Genomic DNA, 14,996 nt, shown 5'->3' on the forward strand with positions numbered 1-14,996 from the left:
AAAAGCAAAAACCCCGCTACCAAAAAGATAGCGGGGTTTCCTTTGCTGTATTGGTGCCGGAGAGATGAATCGAACACCCGACCTTCTCATTACGAATGAGCTGCTCTACCGACTGAGCTACACCGGCGTAAGCCTGCGATTATACCGTCGAATGGTAGCCTGTCACGCGCTCGACCTCGTTCTTGGAGCCCAGGATGACGCTCACGCGCTCATGCAACTGGGTGGGCTGGATATCCAGAATGCGCTGGCGGCCATTGGTGGCGGCGCCCCCGGCCTGTTCTACCAGCCAGCCCATGGGGTTGGCCTCGTACATCAGCCGCAGCTTGCCGGGTTTGTTCGGTTCGCGCTTGTCCCAGGGGTACATGAACACGCCGCCGCGCGTCATGATGCGGTGTACGTCGGCCACCATGCTGGCAATCCAGCGCATGTTGAAGTCCTTGCCGCGCGGGCCTTCCTTGCCTTGCAGGCACTCGTCGATGTAGCGGCGCACCGGCTCGTCCCAGTGGCGCATGTTGCTCATGTTGATGGCGAACTCTTTCGTGTCCTCGGGGATGCGCACGTTCTCTTGTGTCAGCACGAAGGAGCCTTGCTCGCGATCCAGGGTGAACATGGCCACGCCGTCGCCCACCGTCAGCACCAGCGTGGTCTGCGGGCCATAGACGCAGTAGCCTGCTGCCACCTGCTGGCCACCGGCTTGCAGGAAGTCTTTTTCTTCCACGCCCCGGTCGCCTTCGGGTTTCTTCAGCACGCTGAAGATGGTGCCGATGCTCACGTTCACGTCGATGTTGCTGGAGCCGTCCAGGGGATCGAACAGCAGCAGGTATTCGCCCTGCGGGTAGCGGTTGGGCACGACGTAGATGCCGTCCATTTCCTCGCTGGCCATGGCGGCCAGGTGGCCGCCCCATTCGTTGGCTTCGATCAGCACCTCGTTGGCGATGATGTCGAGCTTTTTCTGCACTTCGCCCTGCACGTTTTCACTGTCGGCGCTGCCCAGCACGCCGCCCAGCGCACCTTTGTTGACGGCCTGGCTGATGCTTTTGCAGGCCCGGGCCACCACTTCCAGCAGCAGGCGCAGTTGCGAGGGGATGAGGCCATCCACGCGCTGTTGTTCGACCAGGTAGCGGGTCAGGCTGATTCGTTTTGCCATGGTTTTCTCCTTATTCGTCGGCCAGTGCGCGGGTGACGACCTCGCGCACGTCGTTGCTCAAGTCGGGGCGGGCAGCCACGCGCGCGATGGCTTCGCGGGCACCGCTGCGCCAGGGTTCGGCCAGTTTTTTCCAGCGGTCCAGCGCGCGCGCCAGGCGGGCAGCCACTTGCGGGTTGATGGCGTCGAGCTCAATGACGCGCTCGCTCCAGAAAACGTAGCCTGCCGCATCGGCCCGGTGGAAGGCGCCGGGGTTGGCGTTGCAGTAGCTGAAGATCACGCTGCGGGCGCGGTTGGGGTTTTTCAGGCTGAAGTCGGGGTGGTTCATCAGCTGTTTGACCTGCGCTAGCACTTGGCCGCCACGGTCGCAGGCCCCGGCTTGCAGGGCAAACCATTTGTCCAGCACCAGCGGCTCCTCCTTGAACTGCGCATGAAAGCGCGCCAGCGCCGGTGCTGCCAGCGCGTGGCCGCTGCCGACCAGTGCGTTGAGGGCGTTGAAGCGGTCGGTCATGTTGCCCGCATCCTTGAAGCGTTGCAGTGCCTTGCCGGGCCAGACGGCGTCGCCCGTGTGCTGTGCGGCCAGGCACAGCATGTGCAGCGCCATACCGGCCAGCGCGCGGCGGCCCGCTGAGGCGGCATCGGGCCGGTAGGCGCCGCTGTGCTGGTGCTGCTCGTAGGCCCACTGCCAGTCGGCCTGCAGCGCGGTGGCCAGTTGCAGGCGCATGGCCTCGCGCACGGCGTGGATGCGCTGCGGATCAACCACTTCCAGCTGCTCGGCGATGTAGGTCTCCGAGGGCAGGGCCAGCGCCAGCTCTTTGAACGCGGCGTCGAGCTGCGGGTGGCGCAGCACGGCGCGCATGGCCTGCACAAAGCTGTCGGGCAGGATTTGTTGGTCAATTTGGCCTGTAGCGCCCGTCTGGATTGCGCTATCAGCTATCGTATTGATAGCGATACGCAGGGCCAGGCGCTGGCCCGCTTCCCAGCGGTTGAAGGCGTCGCTGTCGTGGGCCAGCAGGGTGAGCAGCTCGGCGTCGGTGTAGTCCACGTCCAGTACCACGGGGGCGCTGAAGCCGCGCAGCAGCGAGGGCACGGGGGCCTCGTCCACATTGACAAAAGTCAGCTGCACACTGGACTCGGACAGCACCACGGTGCGACTGGTCGCGCCCGGTGCATCTTCACCCGGCCATTGCAGGGGCAGGGCGCTGCCGTCTTGCGCCAGCAAGCCCAGCTCCACTGGGATAACGAAGGGCTCTTTGGTTGCTTGGCCCGGTGTGGGTGCGCAGCTTTGCGCCAGCGTGAGCGTGTAGGTGCGCGCAGCCGCGTCGTACTGGCCGGTGGCGCGCACGCGCGGCGTGCCCGCTTGGCTGTACCAGTGCTTGAACTGGGGCAGCAGGCGCGCCAGATCGCTGTCCGGGTTGGCATCGGCTATTGCGCCTGCGAAATCGTCGCAGGTCACGGCCTGGCCGTCGTGGCGCTCGAAGTAGAGCTTCATGCCGCGCGCAAAGCCGTCGCGGCCCACCAGGTTGTGCATCATGCGCACGACCTCGGCCCCTTTTTCGTAGATGGTGACGGTGTAGAAGTTGTTGATCTCGACGTAGCTGTCGGGCCGCACCGGGTGCGCCATGGGGCCGGCGTCCTCGGGGAACTGCGCGGTGCGCAGCACGCGCACATCCTCGATGCGCTTGACGGCGCGCGCCGACGGGCTGCCCGCCAGATCCATGGAAAATTCCTGGTCGCGAAACACCGTCAGCCCCTCTTTGAGAGAGAGCTGGAACCAGTCGCGGCAGGTGACGCGGTTGCCCGTCCAGTTGTGGAAATACTCGTGGCCGACCACCGATTCGATATTGGCAAAGTCCACATCGGTGGCGGTGGCTTCGCTGGCCAAAACGTACTTCGTGTTGAAGATGTTCAGGCCCTTGTTTTCCATGGCGCCCATGTTGAAGTCGCTCGTGGCGACGATCATGAAGCGTTCCAGGTCGAGCGGCAGGCCAAAGCGCGCCTCGTCCCAGGCCACGCTGGCCATGAGCGAGCGCATGGCGTGTTCGGTCTTGCCCAGGTCACCGGGGCGCACGTACACCTCCAGCAAGTGATCGGTGCCTGCGCGGCTGGTGATGCGCTGCTGGCGCGCCACCAGCTTGCCCGCCACCAGGGCGAACAAATAGCTGGGCTTTTTGTGCGGGTCGTGCCACTTGGCAAAGTGGCGCCCGCCGTCCAGGTCGCCTTGCTCGACCAGGTTGCCGTTGGACAGCAGCACCGGAAACTGGGCCTTGTCCGCGCGCAGCACCACGGTGTAGCTGGCCATCACGTCGGGCCGGTCGAGAAAGTAGGTGATGCGCCGGAAGCCCTCGGCTTCGCACTGCGTAAAAAACGTGCCCTGGCTCACGTACAAGCCCATGAGCTGGGTATTCTTGTCGGGGGCGCAGGTGGTGAAAATCTCCAGGTCGAAGGCCTCCTCGCCTTCAGGAAGGTTCTCCAGCACCAGCTGGCTGCCTTCCATCTTGAACGAGGTGCCCGCGCCGTTGACCAGTACGCGCGAGAGGTTCAGCTCCTCACCGTCCAGGCGCAGCGGCTGTGCGGGCACAGCGCTGTTGCGGCGCAGGCGCATCTTGTTGAGTACCCGGGTTTTGGCCGGGTCCAGGTCGAACGCCAGCTCGACGGTGTCAATCCACCAGGCAGGTGCCTGGTAGTCGCTGCGGTGTACCGCAGTGGCTTTTCCTTCACGCAACATGGTTCTCCTTAAATGCCCTGTTTGAGCGAGGCTTCGATGAAAGCGTCGAGATCGCCGTCCAGCACTTTTTGCGTGGCCGAGATTTCAACGTTGGTGCGCAAGTCCTTGATGCGGCTGTTGTCCAGCACGTAAGAGCGGATCTGGTGGCCCCAGCCCACATCGGTCTTGGTGTCTTCGAGTTTTTGCTGCTCTTCCTGGCGCTTGCGCATCTCGAAGTCGTAGAGCTTGGAGCGCAACCGTTGCCAGGCGATGTCACGGTTGCCGTGCTGGCTGCGCCCGTCTTGGCACTGCACCACGATGCCGGTGGGGATGTGCGTCAGGCGCACGGCCGAGTCGGTCTTGTTGATGTGCTGGCCGCCGGCGCCGCTGGCGCGGTAGGTGTCGGTGCGCACGTCTGAGGGGTTGATGTTGATCTCGATCGAGTCATCGATCTCAGGGTACACGAACACCGACGCAAACGAGGTGTGGCGCCCACCCGAGCTGTCGAACGGGCTCTTGCGCACCAGGCGGTGCACGCCGGTCTCGGTGCGCAGCAGGCCAAAGGCGTATTCGCCCTCGATGTGGATGGTGGCGCCTTTGATGCCCGCCACGTCGCCGGGGGTTTCATCGTCCACGCGGGTTTTGAAGCCCTTGCGCTCGGCGTACTTGAGGTACTGGCGCAGCAGCATGCTGGCCCAGTCGCAGGCTTCGGTGCCACCGGCTCCGGCCTGGATATCGACAAAGCAGTTGAGCGGGTCGGCCTCGTTGCGGAACATGCGCCGAAATTCGAGTTCTTCGATCTCGGGCCGCAGCTTGGCCGCTTCCTGGGCTATGGTGGCCAGGCCCGCTTCATCGCCTTCTTCCTTGCTCATCTCGTAGAGCTCGGCGTTGTCGGCCAGCTCGCGGGTGAGGCGCTCCAGCGTGAGCACCACGCCGTCGAGTGCCTTCTTTTCCTTGCCCAGCTCTTGGGCCTTTTTGGGGTCGTTCCAGACGGTGGGGTCTTCGAGCGAGGCGTTTACCGTGCGCAGGCGTTCAAATTTGGCATCGTAGTCAAAGATACCCCCGTAACTCTTGCGTGCGCTGGGCCAGGTCGGTGAGGGTGTTGCCGATGTGGTTGATTTGTTCTGCGTCCATGGTGGTGTCCTGGGTAATGGGTGAAATAACCGGGGATTTTCTCACGGGACGCAAAGCACGTTACAGGCGCTGGGGGTGCGCTAGGTAACGTCAAAAATAATGCCACTCAGTCGGCACGCGCTGCTGTGTAGACCAGCGCCAACGCAGCCAGGCCGAAGGGCGTGGCCATCGAAGTCCGCAGGAACGTTGGCATTGAAGTTCGATGAAAAAAGGGGCGTGGGCAGGTGTTGGCGGTCAAGCGCAAGGGCAGTGCAAGCGCTGGCGGCTGGTTGCGTCCCTGGCAGGCCATAACACCTCGTCGCCGATGGGGCGCCTATACCGATGAGCGCTGTGCTGCGGTGGCCCGCTTGTTGCGTGGGCGCGTGGTTGGCACGGCGGGTGGGCGGCCGTTGATGGCATCCAGACTCAGCACCAGAGTGATGCTCCGGGCGGCCTCGCAGCGGTCATCGGGAGGATAGTTCTGGTAGCAGCCATTCGATTGGCCCGGTGCGCGTTGTGCAGCGTGCAGCACCACGCGCGCTGGATGGCGTGCGCTGGCAGTCAACGGAAGAACGCGCAGTCGTGCCGTGCCTTCCAGGGCCAGCCCCGTGTTGCCTGGTCGGTTGATGAGGTCGGTGCGGATGGTGTGCCAGCTGGCCCCCTCGTCAATCGAAACCTGCCATGTGCCAATCTGGGGGGAAAGGTGCTCCACGATGATCCCCAAGGGTATGGCCAGGCTCGGGACGTGCCTGGCCACGATGCTGGCGACACTGCTGCCGCCAAAGCCTGCGGCACCCGGGCTGGAGGCCGCGACCGATTTGGCAGCGTGGCCAAGCCCTGAAGGATGGCGCAGCGCAATCGGCGTGTTTGGCAAATGGGGGGAAGTGAGCATGCGCGTTTTTTTCTTTTGGTAGTCAGGCAGCCTGTGGGGCATGAACAGGGATGGACGTCGATTGCTTCATTTTTAATAGCAATGTGCGATTGCCCTTGCTTGCTCTGAAGGGGCTGACGGTTGGTTTTGATGGCAGTCGAGTGCTTGTCCACTGATCGTAAGTGGACGTGTTTGTTTGCAACATCCCTGAAATTGGGTAATTTGCGCCCCTGCCATCGTGAATCACCAATTTCAGGGATGTGCGGGCGCGTGTCCTGCCATTGCGCGCCCACCTCTGCAAGCTATTTCGCTTTTTTCCTGCCGACTCGGCGCTGCCAGCCTCCGTGCTGGGGGTGCAGGACGGGCCTTTGCTGTAGCAGCGTCTGCGCGGCGTGCTGCCGGGGCAGGGATTCTGATGGTGTGAATGCGGTTGTGCTATTAAATAAATAGCTGCTTGCGCTTGCTGCGCAAGGGTTTAATGCTTTTTATCCCATAAAAAATGCTCTATCAGCGCGGCCACGGCCTGGGGCTGGTCGTGGTGCAGCATGTGGCCTGCGTCCTGCACGACAGCGGTGCGGCAGTCGGGCACCACTTTCAGGCGCTCGTGGAATTCGGCCAGCGTGTAGCGGCCTTTCCACCACTGGCCCATGCTGTCGTCGCTGGCCTGCACGGCCAGGGTGGGAGCGGCAATGGCGCTGTGGATGGCCAGGGTCTCGTCCACGCGGTAGAGCTGCGCGCTGACGATTTTGTGCGCCGCGTCGCCCAGAATGTGCCACTGCCCCTGGGCGTCGGGGCGCGCCCAGTGCTGCGCCAGCCACTGCGCCTTGTCGGGTGACAGGCGCGGGTTGGTTTTCATCAGGCGCCGGGCCACGCCGTCGGCGCTGTCGTAGCCCTTGAGGGTGATCTCGCCACGCTCCAGGCGGCGCAGGTCGTCCATCCACTGCGCATAGCGCGCAGCCGCCTGGCTGGGCTGGCTGGCGGGCATGCCAAAGCCTTCCAGGTTGACCAGGCGGCGGATGCGCTGTGGGCGCACGCCCGCATACAGCATGGCAATGTTGCCGCCCATGCTGTGGCCGACCAGATCCACGGCCTGGCCGGGGGCGTAGTGGTCGAGCAGCTGGTCCAGGTCGGCCAGGTAGTCGGCAAAGTGGTAGTGGTCGGCGGGGGTGGGCGGCGCCGTGAGGCCAAAGCCGCGCCAGTCGGGGGCAATGATCTGGCGGCCCTGGAAAAACGCCTCACTCAGCGCATCGACGACGAACTGGTACGAGGCGCCCACGTCCATCCAGCCATGGGCCAGCACCAGCGGCGCGCCAGTGGGGCTGGCGCTGGCGTCGCCCCAGCGCCGGACGTGGTATTGCAGGGTGCGGATGGTGACAAATTCAGAGCGAGAGGGGCGTTGGGTTTGGTACATGCGCACATTATTCCGGTGCTGCGCCGGGGGCGTCAGTCAACGCTGGGACATCGGTGGTGCGCAGGGTGGATGCTTATGCCCGTAGCCATCCAAAGCCCCCCGTAAACTGGCCCGCCACTGCCTTTTACATTCTTGTTACCCCGGAGAGCGTCCGCCATGAAAACCATCCCCCTCGGTCACAGCGACCTGCACGTTACCCCCATCTGCCTGGGCACCATGACCTTTGGCGAGCAGGTCGCTGAGGCCGATGCCCACGCCATCCTCAGCCGCTCGCTGGAGCGCGGCGTCAACTTCATCGACACCGCCGAGATGTACGCCGTGCCCGCCCGCGCCGACACCTGCGGCGCCACCGAAACCATCATTGGCCGCTGGTTTGCCAAGAACCCGGGCGCGCGCCAGAAGCTGGTGCTGGCGACCAAGGTGGCTGGCCCCTCGCGCGGCATGCCCTGGATTCGGCAGGGCGCGGGAATGACCGCTGCCGACATCGTGGCCTCGTGCGAGGGGAGCCTGCGCCGCCTGCAAACCGACGTCATCGACCTTTACCAGATCCACTGGCCCGAGCGCCATGTGCCGGCCTTTGGCACCAAGTACTACGACCCGGCCAAAGAAACCACGCAAACGCCCATCCACGAACAATTGCAGGCGCTGGCGGGGCTGGTCAAAGCGGGCAAGGTGCGCCACATTGGCTTGTCGAACGAGACGCCCTACGGCGTCCACGAGTTTGTGCGCCTGGCCGAACAGCACGGCCTGCCGCGCGTGGCCACGGTGCAAAACCCGTATTGCCTCATCAACCGCAGCTATGAGAACGCGCTGGACGAGAGCTGCCACCGCCTGGGCGTGTCGCTGCTGGCCTATTCGCCGCTGGGCTTTGGGCTGCTTACCGGCAAATACGACGCCAGCGGCATCGACGGCCCCGACGCTCCGCAGGGCGCGCGCATTGCCAGCTATGCCTCGGTGCGCCAGCAGCGCTGGGGCCGCCCCGAGGCGCTGGCCGCCGCGCGCCGCTACAACGCACTGGCGCGCGCGCATGGCCTGACGCCCGCGCAACTGGCGCTGGCGTTTTGCTACACCAAATGGCAGGTGGCCAGCACCATCATCGGCGTGACCTCGCTGGCGCAGCTGGACGACGATCTGGACGCCTGGGGCACCACCTTGTCGCCCGAGCTGCTGGCGCAGATCGACGCCATCCGCTGGGAGCTGGGCGACCCGGCGATTTGATGCACCGTCGGCTACGGCTACGGCTACGGCTACGGCTACGGCACGGCGCACCGTGCGCTGCATGGGGCGGCACTACAGCGCGCCCTGGCCTTGGGCGTGGACGTGGCGTGGTCGGTGATTGTGGTCAAATCGGCTTGTAGCGCCCGCACAGTAAGCGCGAGCAGCTATCATTTTGATTGTTGAAATGGTTGCAAAAACCCCCGCATTGTCTGGACACCATGGCCAAAAAAGACCGCAAGACCGAGCATGTGAGCGAAACCCCCGCCACACAGCTGCTCAAGGCGCACCAGGTGCCGTTTACCGGCCACCCCTATGACTACGTGGAGCATGGCGGCACGGCAGAGTCGGCGCGCCAGCTGGGTTTTGACGAGCACCAGGTGGTCAAAACGCTGGTGATGCAAGACCAGGACGCCCGCCCGCTCATCGTGCTCATGCACGGCGACTGCAAGGTATCGACCAAAAACCTCGCGCGCCAGATTGGCGCCAAGTCGGTGGAGCCTTGCACGCCCGAGGTGGCCCAGCGCCACAGCGGCTATCTGGTGGGCGGCACCTCGCCGTTTGGCACGCGCCGCGAGATGCCGGTGTATATCGAAGAAAGCATCCTGCAACTGCCGCGCATCGCCATCAACGGCGGGCGCCGGGGCTTTCTGGTGCAAATCGACCCGCAGGCGTGTGTGCAACTGCTGGGCGCGCGGCCCGTGCAGTGCGCGCTGACCGAGTCGCCCTGAATCGGCCCCCGCTCGCCTGACACGGCGCTGACTTTTGGCGGCCGCCGCCCGGTGGCGCTGGCAGAATGCCGCTGCCCGCCGTCCTTGTATTTGGGGCCGGGCCGGGGCGGCTGTCTTGCACCGCCCTGCAAGCGTTCTGCGCTGCCTTCCTCCCCCATCATTCCCCCAGGAGACCTGCCTGTGCCCGTTGTTTATTCTGCCCTGGCCGTTGTGGCCGCTTATTTGCTGGGATCGCTGTCGTTTGCGGTGCTGGTCAGCCGCGCCATGGGCCTGAGCGACCCGCGCACCTTTGGCAGCAAGAACCCGGGCGCCACCAATGTGCTGCGCTCGGGCAGCAAGGCCGCCGCCATCGTGACGCTGCTGCTGGATGCGGCCAAGGGCTGGTTGCCGGTGGTGCTGGTGCGCTGGTGGGGCGCGCCCTATGGTCTGGAAGAAGGCACGCAGGCGCTGGTGGGGTTGGCGGCGTTTGCCGGGCACCTCTGGCCGGTGTTTTTCGGCTTCAAGGGCGGCAAGGGCGTGGCCACGGCGCTGGGCGTGCTTGTGGGCGTGAGTGGCTGGCTGGGCCTGGCAACGCTGGGGGCCTGGCTGGTGGTGGTGTTTCTTTCGCGCTATGTGTCGTTGGCGTCGATGGCAGCGGCCTTGTTTGCGCCTGCTTTCTATTTGCTGGCCAGCGGGCCGCTGTGGTACGCCGACCACCGCGTGGCCGCCGCCATGGGGGCGATGGCGGCGCTTCTGGTCTGGCGCCACCAGGAAAACATTGGTCGCCTGGTGCGCGGCACCGAGTCCAAATTGGGGCAGGGCAAAGCCAAGGCCGGGGCTGAACCCCGTGCACAAACCCCGCCCGCGTACCCGAAAAAGAAGCATCGCCACGGCAAATAAGGCGATCTGGCCGGATCAGCCGCCCAGGACTATCCAGCCCGCGCGAACCGCCCACCCGCCCAGCGCCAGCAGGGCCAGGGCGCCCAGCACCAGTGTCAGGGCCCGCCGGGGCGGGGCAGAGGCGGCGGTGGCGCTGCCAGAGCCGCTGCCACATTGGCAGCTGGGGCAGGTGCCGGAGGTGGTGGCGCAAGCGCTGTCAGCACCTGCGTTTTGGCGCAAAGTGGCCTGGATTTGCGCCTTGCGTTGCATCAGCGGGGCCAGTTCTTCATCGGTCAGCAGCATGGGGTTTCCTTGGGAGCGCCGGTGGGCTGGTTGCCCGCGCATGGTGGGATGGCCATCCAGAGCAAACGCAGCACCGATCAACGGCGTACAGAACACTGTAGGCCAATCCAGAAACGCTGGTCGGGAAAAGGGCTTGGCCTGCGCCGTAGCCGGTGCGTGCGGGGTGCTGCAAACGTTGCTTGCCGATGTGGCCCCGTGGTGCAGGGGCTGTGGCTGGGGTGCAAACGCTTGGGAGAGAAGAAGTTGACGAGCCTTACCCCCGGCACTGGCTCTACAGTTAGGGCTGCTTGGTTCCCCACCTGACCCGGTTGGCTGCTTCACCATGCGGGGAGGCCCGTCAGCGCGCATTGTAAGCCATCGTGCAGGCCATTGCGCCGCTCGCACATAGAATCACGCCCCATGTCTTACATCGTGCTCGCCCGCAAGTACCGCCCCCGCAATTTCACGGAAATGGTGGGGCAGGAGCACGTCGTGCAGGCCCTGACCAATGCCCTGACACAGCAGCGCCTGCACCACGCCTACCTGTTTACCGGTACGCGCGGCGTGGGCAAGACCACCGTGTCGCGCATTCTGGCCAAGTCGCTCAACTGCCAGGGGCCGGACGGCCAGGGCGGCATCACCGCCACGCCCTGCGGCGTGTGCCAGGCCTGTACCGACATCGACAGTGGCCGTTTTGTCGATTACACCGAGCTGGACGCGGCATCGAACCGGGGCGTGGATGAAGTGCAAAGCCTGCTGGAGCAAGCGGTGTACAAGCCGGTGCAGGGGCGCTTCAAGGTCTTCATGATCGACGAAGTCCACATGCTGACGAACACGGCTTTTAACGCCATGCTCAAGACGCTGGAGGAGCCGCCCGAATACCTCAAGTTTGTGCTGGCCACCACCGACCCGCAGAAAGTGCCCGTCACGGTGCTCTCGCGCTGCCTGCAATTCAACCTGCGGCCCATGGCGCCCGAGACGGTGTTGGAGCACCTCACGCGGGTGCTGGCCGCCGAGGGCGTACCCGCCCAGCCCCAGGCACTGCGCCTGCTGGCGCGGGCTGCGCGCGGCTCCATGCGCGATGCGCTCAGCCTGACCGACCAGGCCATTGCCTTTGGCAGCGGCCAGCTGCAAGAGCCCAGTGTGCGCCTGATGCTGGGCAGCGTAGACCGCTCTTACGTGCTGCGCCTGATTGACGCGCTGGCGCTGGGCGACGGCAAAACCGTGGTCGAAACCGCCGAGGTGCTGCGCCTGCACGGGCTCTCAGCCGCCTCTACGCTGGAGGACATGAGCGCCGTGTTGCAGCGCATGGCCGTGTTGCAGGCGGTGCCGCAGATGGCCGCCAGCGTCGATGCCAGCGACCCCGATGCCCTGGAGATCGCCCGCCTGGCCGCGCTGATGCCTGCGGACGAAACGCAGCTGCTCTACAGCATTTGCCTGCACGGGCGCGGCGAGCTGGGCCTGGCCCCCGACGAATACGCCGCCCTGACCATGGTGCTGCTGCGCCTGCTGGCCTTCAAGCCTGCGGGCAGCGCAGAAAAAAAAACACTGACGCGGCCTGAGCCCGCCCGCACCGCAGCAAACACTGCCGTACCAGCGCCCGCTGCGCCGGTTTGGCCGAGGGCGGGTGCCGCTGAAAATGGTGTGCCAAATCAGGATCCAGCGCCCGTCCAGCAAGCGCAAGAAGCTATTAATTCGGTAGCAGATGCGGCTGCCCTGAACCCGGTACCAGCCCCAGTTGGTGCTGCGGGTACTGCCGGTGAAAGTTTGGCACCAAATCAGCCTCCAGGCCACACCCAGTCAGCGCGATCAGCTATCTATTCAGTAGCGGATACGGCTGCCCCGGCGGGTGCCTTGGGTGCAAGTTTTCAGGTCAATCAGCCTTCAGGCCGCGCCCAGCCAGCGCCAACAGCTATCTATCCAGTAGCAGATACGACAGCCCCGGCGCCAGATCCAGCCGGTGCTATGGGGCAAAATTTTGACCCCCATCAGCCACCTGCCTTTGCGCAGCCAGCGCGACAAGCTATTGAAAAAATAGCAAATCTGCCTGCTGTCAGCGCCTCTCAGGGCACAGCAGATGCTGCGCCCCTCCAGCGCACCAGCGCCACGGTGGCTGCTACCCCCGAGGGCGATCTCTGGCACGCCACCGTGCAGGCGCTGGCAGCCAGCGAGGCCATCACGGCGCTGGTGCGCGAACTGGCTTTGCAATCGCAACTGGTGGCGCACGACGGCGGCCACTGGCGGTTGCGCGTGGAGCGCGAATCGCTCAACCAGCCCATGGCCCGCGAGCGCCTGCGCGCGGCGCTGGAGGCCGCCGGCCACACCAGCCAGATCAGCGTGGAAGTGGGCCCTGTCACCGATACCCCCGCGCGGCGCAATGCCGCCGCCGAGCAAGAACGCCAGCGCGTGGCGCAGGACACCGTGGCCAACGACCCGTTTGTCCAGACCTTGGTGCGCGACTACGGCGCCAAAATCGTGCCCGGTAGCATCAAGCCCCTCTGAATTTCCTTATTTACATCGCAACGAAAGGTATCCCATGTTCAACAAAGGACAACTCGCCGGTCTCATGAAGCAGGCCCAGGCCATGCAAGACAACCTGAAAAAAGCCCAGGACGAGCTGGCCAACGTCGAAGTCGAGGGCGAGTCGGGCGCGGGCCTGGTCAAGGTGCTGATGACCTGCAAGCACGACGTCAAGCGCGTCACCATCGACCCCAGCCTGCTGGCCGAAGACAAAGACATGCTCGAAGACCTGGTGGCCGCTGCCTTCAATGCCGCCGTGCGCAAGGCCGAAGAAACCTCGTCCGAAAAAATGGGCAAGATCACCGCTGGCATGCCCGGTTTGCCCGGCGGCATGAAGTTCCCGTTCTGATGGCCGCTACTGCGCGGGGGCGATAGCCATGGCCACCAGCAACTCCCTGGACGCCCTGGTGCAGGCGCTGCGGCGCTTGCCGGGGGTGGGCGTGAAGTCGGCCGCGCGCATGGCGTTTCACTTGTTGCAGCACGACCGCGAGGGCGCGCTGGCGCTGTCGCAGGCGCTGGCCCAGGCGGTGGGCAGCATGCGCCACTGCGAGCGCTGCCACACGTTTTGCGAAGCCCAGGTGTGCGAGGTCTGCCAAGACCCCGAGCGCGACGCCACGCGGCTGTGTGTGGTCGAGACGCCCGCCGACCAGTCGGCGCTGGAGCGCACGGGGGCGTTTCAGGGGCTGTACTTTGTGCTGATGGGGCGCATCAGCCCGCTCGACGGCATCGGCCCCAAAGACATCGGCCTGAAAAAACTGCTGGCCCGCGCCAGCGATGGCGTGGTGCAGGAGGTGATTTTGGCCACCAACTTCACCGCCGAGGGTGAAACCACCGCCCACGTCATCAGCGAGGCCCTCAAGGCCCGTGGTTTGCGCACCACACGCCTGGCGCGCGGTGTGCCCGTGGGTAGCGAGCTGGAATATGTCGATCTGGGCACCATTGCCCACGCCCTGGCCGACCGGCGCTGAGGGCGTTCATTGCTTCTGATTTAATAGCTGCTAGCGCCCATCCAGCAAGGGCTGGAGGCTTAAAATGCCGTTATTGATGCGTGCGGTACGTAGAAACCCGCAGGGGCTGACCCTGATGCGCTGCTGCTATGGGGAAGGCACAATTGCTGCACTGCACCAATTGTGGCGCCCACCCAGGAGTTTTCTTTACCGTGCCGCCCATCCACCCCAGTCGCCGCGCCTTTGGCGCTCTGTCCGCCATGGTTTTGGCGGGTGCTGCGCTGCGCACCCCGTCGGCCACGCTGGCGCCGCAGCTGACGGTGGCGGTGGGGGGGCGCGCCACGTCGGCATTTCGGCATTTGCCGCTGACGGTGGCGTTGCAGCTGGATTTTTTCCGCCAGGAAGGGCTGTCGGTGTCGGTGCGCGAGTTTGCCAGCGACGCGCTGGCACTGGACGCAGTGCGCCAAGGGGCGGCCCAGGTCTGCGCCATTGGCTATGAGCATGTGGTCAGTCCGCCGCTGGGGGCGCCCGAGGTGCGCTCGCTGGTGTTGCAGGGGCGCGCTGCGCAGCTGGCTTTGGGCGTTTCCACGCGGGCGCTGCCCCGGTCGAACACCCTGGCTGATTTGCGCGAGCGCAAGGTCGGGGTGGATGCGCTGGGCTCTTTGTCGCACGCCATGGCTTTGCTGGTGTTGGCGCGCGCCGGGCTGGGGCCGCAGGACGTGACTTATGTGGCGGTGGGGGCAGGCGCCTCTGCTGCGGCAGCGGTGCGCGCCCAGCGCGTGCAGGCGCTGTGCCACGGCGATCCGGTGATGGCGCAATTGGAGAGCAAGGGCGAGCTGCGCTTGCTCAGTGAGGCGCGCACCCTGGGGGGCTCGCAGTCGGTGTTTGGCGGCGCCTTGCCCGGCGGCTGCCTGGCCGCACCGGAGCGTTTTTTGCACCAGCGCGCTGCAGATGCACAAGCGTTGGTCTATGGGCTGGTGCATGCCCTCAAGTGGCTGCAAACGGCAGGCCCGGGGGATCTGGTCAAGGCCGTTCCGGCTGCCGATTGGCAGGGCGACCGGGGCGGCTATCTGGCCGCTTTTGCCCGGGTGCGCGAAACCATTTCCATCGACGGCATGATGCCCAGCGATGGCCCCGCTACGGCACTGCGCACCATGGCGTCATTGCACGAGAACGCACAGGGGCTGGAGCACGTGA

General features: G+C 65.1%; 13 protein-coding genes, 1 tRNA gene and 1 other RNA gene. 7 read left to right on the forward strand and 8 right to left on the reverse strand.

Annotation, left to right across the window (positions count from 1 at the left end; genetic code table 11):
* Window positions 1-51 precede the first annotated feature (51 nt).
* The 6 genes from PHX69_RS09995 to PHX69_RS10020 all read right to left on the reverse strand — a co-directional run bounded on the left by PHX69_RS09995 (window position 52) and on the right by PHX69_RS10020 (window position 7,246).
* Window positions 52-127, reverse strand: a tRNA-Thr gene (locus PHX69_RS09995).
* Window positions 128-139: 12 nt separating this feature from the next.
* Complete coding sequence (locus PHX69_RS10000) at window positions 140-1,147, reverse strand: class 1 fructose-bisphosphatase (RefSeq protein WP_119013272.1); 1,008 nt, start codon at window positions 1,145-1,147, stop codon at window positions 140-142.
* 10 nt (window positions 1,148-1,157) lie between these two features.
* Entirely contained in the window at window positions 1,158-3,872 is a 2,715-nt protein-coding gene (gene pepN, locus PHX69_RS10005; RefSeq protein ID WP_288043565.1) for an aminopeptidase N, read from the reverse strand.
* A gap of 8 nt (window positions 3,873-3,880) precedes the next feature.
* Window positions 3,881-4,985 (reverse strand): peptide chain release factor 2 gene (gene prfB, locus PHX69_RS10010; protein WP_119013274.1). Its coding sequence is split into 2 segments (ribosomal slippage): window positions 3,881-4,903 and window positions 4,905-4,985, totalling 1,104 coding nucleotides; the frame shifts between segments, so codons are not numbered across the junction.
* Between the two features lie 313 nt (window positions 4,986-5,298).
* Window positions 5,299-5,856: a hypothetical protein gene (locus PHX69_RS10015; protein ID WP_288043566.1), complete on the reverse strand. Its 558-nt coding sequence runs from the start codon at window positions 5,854-5,856 to the stop codon at window positions 5,299-5,301.
* Window positions 5,857-6,310: 454 nt separating this feature from the next.
* Entirely contained in the window at window positions 6,311-7,246 is a 936-nt protein-coding gene (locus PHX69_RS10020; protein ID WP_288043567.1) for an alpha/beta fold hydrolase, read from the reverse strand.
* Between the two features lie 156 nt (window positions 7,247-7,402).
* On the opposite strand from PHX69_RS10020, the gene PHX69_RS10025 reads away from it, so the two are divergent.
* From PHX69_RS10025 to plsY, 3 genes are all read left to right on the forward strand, one after another.
* A complete protein-coding gene (locus tag PHX69_RS10025) occupies window positions 7,403-8,464 on the forward strand; it encodes an aldo/keto reductase (protein ID WP_288043568.1) in 1,062 nt (353 codons plus the stop codon).
* Between the two features lie 218 nt (window positions 8,465-8,682).
* Complete coding sequence (gene ybaK, locus PHX69_RS10030; protein ID WP_288043570.1) at window positions 8,683-9,192, forward strand: Cys-tRNA(Pro) deacylase; 510 nt, start codon at window positions 8,683-8,685, stop codon at window positions 9,190-9,192.
* Between the two features lie 180 nt (window positions 9,193-9,372).
* A complete protein-coding gene (gene plsY, locus PHX69_RS10035; protein WP_288043571.1) occupies window positions 9,373-10,071 on the forward strand; it encodes a glycerol-3-phosphate 1-O-acyltransferase PlsY in 699 nt (232 codons plus the stop codon).
* Window positions 10,072-10,086: 15 nt separating this feature from the next.
* Here the strand turns inward: plsY and PHX69_RS10040 are convergent, their stop codons facing one another.
* Window positions 10,087-10,353, reverse strand: coding sequence for a hypothetical protein (locus tag PHX69_RS10040; RefSeq protein ID WP_132750423.1), 267 nt, complete (start codon window positions 10,351-10,353; stop codon window positions 10,087-10,089).
* Between the two features lie 242 nt (window positions 10,354-10,595).
* An RNA gene (gene ffs, locus PHX69_RS10045) (signal recognition particle sRNA small type) lies at window positions 10,596-10,692 on the reverse strand.
* A 60-nt stretch (window positions 10,693-10,752) separates the two neighbouring features.
* Between ffs and dnaX the strand changes: the two genes are divergently transcribed.
* The 4 genes from dnaX to PHX69_RS10065 form a co-directional block, all read left to right on the forward strand.
* Window positions 10,753-12,834: a DNA polymerase III subunit gamma/tau gene (gene dnaX / locus PHX69_RS10050; protein ID WP_288043572.1), complete on the forward strand. Its 2,082-nt coding sequence runs from the start codon at window positions 10,753-10,755 to the stop codon at window positions 12,832-12,834.
* 34 nt (window positions 12,835-12,868) lie between these two features.
* Window positions 12,869-13,201 carry a YbaB/EbfC family nucleoid-associated protein gene (locus PHX69_RS10055; protein WP_119013281.1) on the forward strand — a complete coding sequence of 111 codons (333 nt, stop codon included), beginning with the start codon at window positions 12,869-12,871 and terminating at the stop codon, window positions 13,199-13,201.
* Between the two features lie 28 nt (window positions 13,202-13,229).
* On the forward strand, window positions 13,230-13,820 hold the full coding sequence (gene recR / locus PHX69_RS10060; RefSeq protein ID WP_288043573.1) for a recombination mediator RecR: 591 nt from the start codon (window positions 13,230-13,232) through the stop codon (window positions 13,818-13,820).
* 191 nt (window positions 13,821-14,011) lie between these two features.
* Window positions 14,012-14,996, forward strand: a 985-nt coding sequence (locus PHX69_RS10065) for an ABC transporter substrate-binding protein (protein ID WP_288043575.1), incomplete at its 3' end; no start/stop codon positions are given.

This window comes from Simplicispira sp., assembly GCF_028687295.1.
Classification (GTDB): Bacteria; Pseudomonadota; Gammaproteobacteria; order Burkholderiales; family Burkholderiaceae_C; genus Simplicispira; species Simplicispira metamorpha.